This window comes from Verminephrobacter aporrectodeae subsp. tuberculatae At4 (assembly GCF_000193225.1).
GTDB lineage: Bacteria > Pseudomonadota > Gammaproteobacteria > Burkholderiales > Burkholderiaceae_C > Acidovorax > Acidovorax aporrectodeae.
Window position 1 is genome coordinate 1 of sequence record NZ_AFAL01000509.1, and the last position, 7,069, is coordinate 7,069.

Below are 7,069 nucleotides of genomic sequence, written 5' to 3' on the forward strand. Positions count from 1 at the left end.
GCGGCAAAGCCCAGCCAGGCGCTGCCGGTATGCACCACCGTGGCAAAGCCCGCAAGGGCGGCGCAGAGCATCATGCCCTCGGCACCCAGGTTCACGACACCGGCCTTTTCGTTGATCAGCAAACCCAGCGCCGCAAGCGCCAGCACGGTGCCGGCGCTCAGCGTGGCGCCGATCAGGAGCGCATGGGATTCCATCTCAGGCGCCCCGCCGGGCTGCCCCACGGGCGGGCGGCGAATACACGCGGTGACGAGCGCGGTCTCTCATGTCGTTCCCCCTCTCCTTCGGGTGGCAACCCGGCGCACGCGGTACGCGATCAGCGTGTCGCAGGCCAGCAGCGTGAACAGCAGCAGCCCGAGAAACACGTTCGTGAGCGACTTGGGCAGGCCCAGGCGCGACTGCGCCAGCTCGCCGCCGATGTAGAACATGCTCATCAGAATCGCCGAGAGGATCATTCCCAGCGGGTGCAGGCGCCCGACAAAGGCCACGATGATGGCCGCAAAGCCGTAGCCCGAGGGCACGTGCGGCGTGAGCTGGCCGATCGGACCGGCCACTTCCAGCGCCCCCGCCAGACCCGCCGTCGCCCCCGAGACCAGCAGCGCAGTCCACAGCGCCCGGCGTGGTGAAAAGCCCGCGTAGCGGGCCGCTGCGGGGGCCAGCCCACCGACCTGCTGCGCAAATCCCGCACGGGTGCGGAACAGGAACACCCAGAGCGCCCCGGCCCCGGCCAGCGCCAGCAACAGGCCGACGGTCATGCGCGAACCCGGAACCAGCCGCGGGATCTGCGTGGCCTGCGCAAAGGTCCTGGTCTGCGGAAAGTTGTAGCCCATGGGGTCTTTCCAGGGCCCATGGACCAGGTAGCCGAGCAATTGCACGGCGACGTAGACCAGCATCAGGCTGACCAGAATTTCGTTCGCGTGGAACCGGTCGCGCAGCAGCGCCGTGAGCCCCGCCCAGGCCATTCCGCCGAGCGCACCGGCGAGCAGGAGCGCGGGAACGATCCAGGGCCCCGTGCTCTTGTCGGCGAGCAGGGCCACGCCGCCGGCGGCGACGGCGCCGACGACGAACTGCCCCTCGGCGCCGATGTTCCAGACGTTGGAGCGAAAGCACAGCGCCAGCCCGAGCGCAATCAGCAGCAGCGGCGTCGCCTTGACCATGAGCTCGCCCAGGGCGTAGGGCGTCTTCACGGGCTCCCAGAAGAACATCTGCAACCCGCGCACCGGGTCCTTGCCCAGCGCGGCAAACAGGGCCACGCCGACGAGCAGCGTCACGGCCAGCGCCAGCAGGGGCGAGCCGCAGGCCCAGAGCCTGGAGTCCCGGGAGCGCGGTTGCAGCTCAAGCATGTTGCCCCTGCTGCGTGTGTTGTGTGTGCCGTGGGGCCGCAGGGTCCTGCGTCCCGGCGTGCCACAGCCCGCTCATCCATTCGCCGATGCGCGCCGGCGTGGCCTGGGAGCGGGGCTGGCAGGGCGACAGCCGCCCCTGGGCCAGCACGTGCAGCCGGTCGCAGAGGGCAAACAATTCGTCCAGATCCTCGCTGAGCAGCAGCACGGCGCTGCCCGCGTCGCGCAGCGCCAGGATGGCGTTGTGGATCTGCGCGGCGGCCCCCACGTCCACGCCCCAGGTGGGCTGCGCGATGACCAGCAGCCGGGGCCTGGCGTCGATTTCGCGGCCGACGATGAACTTTTGCAGGTTGCCGCCCGACAGCGACCGGGCCAGCGTGTGCGGCCCGCTGGCCTTTACGTCGAAGCGCGCGATGACCGCCCGGGCCTGCGCGCGCAGCGCGCGCATCCGGATCCAGCCGCCACCCCCGAGCGCGTCACTGCGCGTGAGCAACAGGTTGTGCGCCAAATCCATGGCGGGGACGGCGCCGCGCCCCAGGCGCTCTTCGGGAACGAAGTGCAGCCCCAGGGCGCGGCGCTGGCCCGGGCCCATAGGGCCCGCGTCGCGGCCCGCGACCTGGACGCTCGCGGGCGCGGCGCGCCGGTCCTCGCCCGACAGGATCTGGAGCAGCTCTTTCTGCCCATTTCCCGAAACGCCGGCGATGCCCAGCACCTCGCCGGCGCGCACGTCGAACTGCAGCCCGCTCAGGTCCACGCCGAACGGGTCGGCGCGCGGCACGGACAGGCCCTGCACGCGCAGCAGCACGGCGCCGGCGCAGGCCGCGCGCTGCGCGAGCGCCGGTGGCTCGGCGCCGGTCATCAGGCGCGCGAGCGAGGCATTCGACTCCTCGGCCGGTTGGCATACACCGCTGACCCGGCCGCCGCGCAGCACGGTGCAGGCCGTGCACAGCGCGCGGATCTCGTGCAGCTTGTGGCTGATGTAGAGGATGCTGCAGCCCTCGCGGGCAATGCGGCGCAGCACGAGGAAGAGTTTTTCCACCGCCTGCGGCGTGAGCACCGAGGTCGGCTCGTCGAGGATCAGCAGCCGGGGGCGCGTGAGCAGCGCGCGGATGAGCTCCACGCGCTGCATCTGGCCCACGCTGAGCGTGTGCACCGGGCGCAGGGGATCGACGTCGAGACCGTACTCGGCCGCCTTGGCCGCAATGCGGCCGCGCGTATCGGCCAGCGACAGGCCCTTGTCCAGCCCGAGCCACACGTTTTCGGCCACCGTGAGGCTGTCGAACAGGCTGAAATGCTGGAACACCATGGCAATTCCCAGCGCGCGCGCCTGCTGCGGATCGCGCAGCTGCACCGCGTGTCCGTCGAAGTGCACGTGGCCCGCGTCGGGCTGGAGCGCGCCGTAGATGATCTTCATCAGCGTGGACTTGCCCGCGCCGTTTTCGCCCAGCACCGCGTGGATTTCGCCCGGCTGCACCGTGAGCGAGACGCCGTTATTGGCTACGACCGCCGGGTAGCATTTGGTGATTCCCGTGAGCTGCAACCGGGGCGGCGCCGTGCCCGGAGCGGCGGAGGCGGGGGGTGGATTCATGCCCGGGATTGTCTCTTGGTTTGCTGCACCCGCTCAGCTGCCGTGGACGCTGCAGGGCCGGCAGACGGCGGGCCCGGGGCCTTGGCTACGGGGCCGTCAACGCCGGCTGTCTCGCACGGTGAGCAGCCCGGAAAACACAGGAAAACACCGGGACACACAGGGACACACAGCAACACAGGAAATACCGCGCGCAGCCGGAATAATGCCCCCATCCCCCACAGCCAATGCGCTGGTCCGGGCCACTCCAGGAGAGCCGCATGCCCAACGACCGCCTGCCCGCAGGCCCCGCCCAGCCCGCGTGTCGCCCCGCACCGCACACGCTCCATGCAGCGCGCATGGACCGGCGCCGCCTGCTCGCAGCCGCGGCCGTTGGTCTGCCCTGGATCGGCATGCGCAGTAGCCGGGCGCAGGAGGGGACGATCAAGATCGGACAGTCCGTGGCGCTCACCGGGGCGCAGGGTGAAAACGGCACGGCCCTCGCCCAGGGCGGCAAGGCCGCGTTTGCGGCCATCAACGCGCGTGGCGGCGTGCACGGCAGAAGCATCGAACTGCTGACGCAGGACGACGCCTACGAGGTGCCCAAGGCCGTGGCGAATATGGAGCGGTTTCTTGCCGACCGCGATACCTTTGCGCTCTTTACCTGCATGGGCACGCCGACGATCGGCGCCATGATGCCCAAGGTGATCGAGAGCGGAATCCCTTTCTTCGCCCCCTTCACCGGCGCGCAGCTGGCCCACCCGAAGAACGCGCGCAACGTGTTCAACATCCGCGCCAGCTATGCCGACGAGACCAGCAAGCTGATGCAGCACCTGGTCACCATCGGCATACAGCGCATCGGCGTGGCCTACATGAACAACGCGTTCGGCCAGGAGGTGCTCAATGCAGCCAAGCAGTTCCTGGACCGGCTCAAGCTGCCCGAGGCGATCGCCGTGCCGGTGGACGCCAGCGCCTCGGACGCGGGCGCTGCGGCCGCGAAACTGGCGGGCGGTCATTTTGGGGGCCTTGTGCTCGGCCTCGCAGGCCTGCCCACGCTGGAGTTCGTCAAGGCCATGCGCGCCATCGATCGCAGCGTGACGCTGTACGCCCTGTCGGTGAGCTCCGCCACCGTGAAGGCCATGGGCGCAAATGCCACGGGGCTGGTGATTACGCAAGTGGTCCCATTGCCCTCGAACGTGGTCACCCCGGTGGTGCGCGATTTTCAGGCGGCCTGGAAAGCGTCGGGCGTAGCGGCCGATCCGACGCACGCGGCGCTCGAGGGCTATATCAACGCGCGCGTGTTTGCCGAGGCGCTGCAACGCGCCGGCCGCAACCCCACGCGCGCCGCCTTCATCGAAGCCACCTGGAGCCTCAAGAAGTGGGACCTGGGCGGCTACGAGATCGACGCCAGCACGCCGGAGCGCAGCGCTTCGCGCTTTGTCGAAATCACGATGGTGGGGCCCACGGGACGGTTCGTCCGCTGAAAGCCCGAACCGCAGACGCGCGCAGCGGCCGCCATCAGCGCGCCACTTCTGCGGAAGACGCACCCTGCGCCGTCGGCTGCGCGTTCCACAGCCGGCGCAACTGCACCAGCTCGGCGTCAAAGCGCTGATGCACACGCTGCTTTTCCTGCTCCTGACCCGCAACGAAGCGCAGCTGCTCGGTCATGCCCTCTGCGTTCTCGGCGATCCTGCGGCGCAACGCCACGGGCGCCTTATCCGGGTTCTTCCTGTAAGAATCCATCTCTGCGTCCAGCGCCTGGCGCTGCTGTTTCAGCTCGGCAATGTGCTCCTCGGCCGTGGCGGTGACGTTGTCGAGCACTTGAATCGCCGCGGCGCGCTCCACGTCGTGCGCCGCCTTGTTCGGGTAGCGCGCGATCAGGCCATGCTCGCGGCGCCGCTCATCGAGCGCGCGCGTGCGTGCTTCGGCCTCCTGGCGACGCTGGGTCTCCTGCGCTGCACGCTCTTGGTCCGAGAGCGACGGGCCGATCTGCCGCCGCACGATGCCGGAGGGCCCGAGTTCGCGCTGCTCGCGGTCCAGGCAGTCGGCAATGAGCCGATCCGCGGTGAGCCGATTCCCGTTGCGATCCACGCAGGTGTAGATGCTCGCGCCCTGCGCCTGCGCGCAAGCGCTGCCCAGGGCAGCCAGCAGGGCCCCTCCCATGATGCATACCGATCTCGTATTCAAATCACTCACTCCCCGCTGACCCCATAGCGCTGTCGGTAGGCCAACATTTTTTCGTACACGGGACGCGCGCCCCCGATTCCATCCTGGGCCAGATGCAGCAATAAATCTGCCAGCTGCGCAATGGAACAAACCTGCATGCCCAATTGCTGGCGCACGTACTGGACGGCGCTGTGCTCTGCGTCCCGGCCGTTCTCTATCGTCTTCTCCTGCCGATCCAGCGCGATCGCCAGCGCGCAAGGCGTGGCACCGGCGGCGCGGATCAGGGCGATGGACTCGCGCACGGCGGTACCCGCCGAGAGCACGTCGTCGATGATGAGCACCCGCCCCGCGAGCGGGGCGCCCACCAGGGTGCCGCCCTCCCCGTGGTCCTTGGCTTCCTTGCGGTTGTATGCAAATGGCACGTTGCGCCCCTGCCGGGCCAGTTCCACCGCCACCGTCGCGGCCAGGGGAATCCCCTTGTAGGCCGGGCCAAACACCATGTCGAACCCGATACCGCTGGCGCGCAGGGCTTGTGCATAGAATTGCGCGAGCCGGCCGAGCTTGCTGCCGTCGTCGAACAGGCCGGCATCGAAGAAGTAAGGGCTCAGGCGCCCCGCCTTGGTCTTGAACTCTCCGAAGCGCAGCACGCCCGACGCGACGGAAAAACGCACGAAATCCTGCGCCAGCCGGCCCGGTTCAGGGGGGGCGCACCAACATCCACCATAGGGGAAATCCTTGTTCAGGTTAACCAGCCTCAATCTCAATGGCATCCGCTCGGCCACCAGCAAGGGCGTGGAAAATTGGATGGCAACCACACAACCCGATTGTATTTGCGTGCAGGAAGTAAAGGCGCAGGCGGCCGACGTGGCGCACCGGTTCGAGCGCCTGGCGGACCTGCAGGGGCACTTTCATTTCGCCGAGAAAAAGGGCTACTCGGGCGTCGGCGTCTACACCCGCCACGAGCCGTCGGACGTGCTCGTCGGCTACGGCTCCGCGGAATTCGACGCCGAGGGGCGCTACGTGGAACTGCGCTTCGACACGCCCGCGCGCAAGCTGTCGATCATCAGCGCCTACTTTCCCAGTGGCTCGTCGGGCGACGAGCGCCAGCAGGCCAAGTTCCGCTTTCTGGATGAGTTTCATCCGCACCTCATGCGCGTCAAGGGGGAGCGCGAATTCATCCTGTGCGCCGACGTAAACATTGCGCACCAGCCAATCGACCTGAAAAACTGGCGCAGCAACCAGAAAAACAGCGGTTTCTTGCCAGAAGAGCGCGCCTGGATGACAAAGTTGCTGCACAAATCGGACGCAGGGGGCGGAATCGTTGACGTTTACCGTCAGCTGCAACCCGCCGCCACCGACAGCGCCTACACATGGTGGAGCAACCGAGGCCAAGCCTACGCAAACAACGTGGGTTGGCGGCTCGACTACCACTTGGCCACCCCCGCGCTCGCTGCGCTGGCACGCACCGAATCGATCTACAAGGGGGAGAAATTTTCTGACCACGCACCCGTCACGGTGGACTACGAATTGTCCCTGTAAGACCGGGCGGCACTGCCTGCGTCGCTCGCTGCTCTGTGGGATGCGATCAACGATCGGCCCAACCCCGCCGACCCGGGCGGCGACAAGCCCGGCGGTGTGCCGTTGCGTGTGGGGCCAGTGGCACGGACAACTGGTGCAAGGCCCGTCAGCCCCGCAATGCATAGCAGCCGGAGCGCACGGTTGCGGCAATCGTGTCGCTCATGTAACTACCAAGCGCCCGCGCCGCAGACCATAATCCACCGCGCTTCGTGCATCAGCTTCCGGATCTGGGCCAACTTGGGCCGCGTCCGATGGCGCTTCGACATCGGCGGTACGCAAAACCCGCCGACCCAGCCCCCTGAGCGCATGACCGAAGACCAACCAGACCCTGGCAAGCAATGAATCCCATCGAACAACAATTCTTCACTGACTTGGAAAAAAAGCTCTGGACCGCCGCCGACAAACTGCGTTCCAGCCTCGATGC

At 67.9% G+C, this 7,069-nt stretch carries 7 protein-coding genes and 1 pseudogene; 2 read left to right on the forward strand and 6 right to left on the reverse strand.

Annotated features, from left to right (window positions below; translation table 11 throughout):
* The 3 genes and pseudogenes from VTU_RS27890 to VTU_RS0117345 form a co-directional block, all read right to left on the reverse strand.
* Positions 1 to 194, reverse strand: a pseudogene (locus tag VTU_RS27890) (ABC transporter permease); the annotation flags it as partial.
* Positions 195 to 260: 66 nt separating this feature from the next.
* The gene (locus tag VTU_RS0117340; protein WP_010106495.1) at positions 261 to 1,340 is read right to left on the reverse strand and encodes an ABC transporter permease; all 1,080 of its coding nucleotides are present in this window, start codon (positions 1,338 to 1,340) and stop codon (positions 261 to 263) included.
* On the reverse strand, positions 1,333 to 2,925 hold the full coding sequence (locus VTU_RS0117345) for an ABC transporter ATP-binding protein (protein WP_040893064.1): 1,593 nt from the start codon (positions 2,923 to 2,925) through the stop codon (positions 1,333 to 1,335). Before VTU_RS0117345 ends, VTU_RS0117340 begins: the two co-directional genes overlap by 8 nt.
* Positions 2,926 to 3,182: 257 nt before the next feature.
* Between VTU_RS0117345 and VTU_RS0117350 the strand changes: the two genes are divergently transcribed.
* Complete coding sequence (locus VTU_RS0117350) at positions 3,183 to 4,385, forward strand: ABC transporter substrate-binding protein (RefSeq protein WP_010106499.1); 1,203 nt, start codon at positions 3,183 to 3,185, stop codon at positions 4,383 to 4,385.
* 34 nt (positions 4,386 to 4,419) lie between these two features.
* Here the strand turns inward: VTU_RS0117350 and VTU_RS0117355 are convergent, their stop codons facing one another.
* The gene (locus VTU_RS0117355; protein WP_010106502.1) at positions 4,420 to 5,064 is read right to left on the reverse strand and encodes a DUF4124 domain-containing protein; all 645 of its coding nucleotides are present in this window, start codon (positions 5,062 to 5,064) and stop codon (positions 4,420 to 4,422) included.
* Positions 5,065 to 5,093: 29 nt separating this feature from the next.
* A complete protein-coding gene (gene pyrE, locus VTU_RS0117360; protein WP_236610777.1) occupies positions 5,094 to 5,855 on the reverse strand; it encodes an orotate phosphoribosyltransferase in 762 nt (253 codons plus the stop codon).
* Between pyrE and VTU_RS0117365 the strand changes: the two genes are divergently transcribed.
* The gene (locus tag VTU_RS0117365) at positions 5,803 to 6,606 is read left to right on the forward strand and encodes an exodeoxyribonuclease III (protein ID WP_010106506.1); all 804 of its coding nucleotides are present in this window, start codon (positions 5,803 to 5,805) and stop codon (positions 6,604 to 6,606) included. The genes pyrE and VTU_RS0117365 overlap by 53 nt on opposite strands.
* Before the next feature lie 206 nt (positions 6,607 to 6,812).
* Here the strand turns inward: VTU_RS0117365 and VTU_RS35025 are convergent.
* On the reverse strand, positions 6,813 to 7,069 hold a 257-nt coding region (locus tag VTU_RS35025), incomplete at its 5' end, for a hypothetical protein (RefSeq protein ID WP_236610778.1).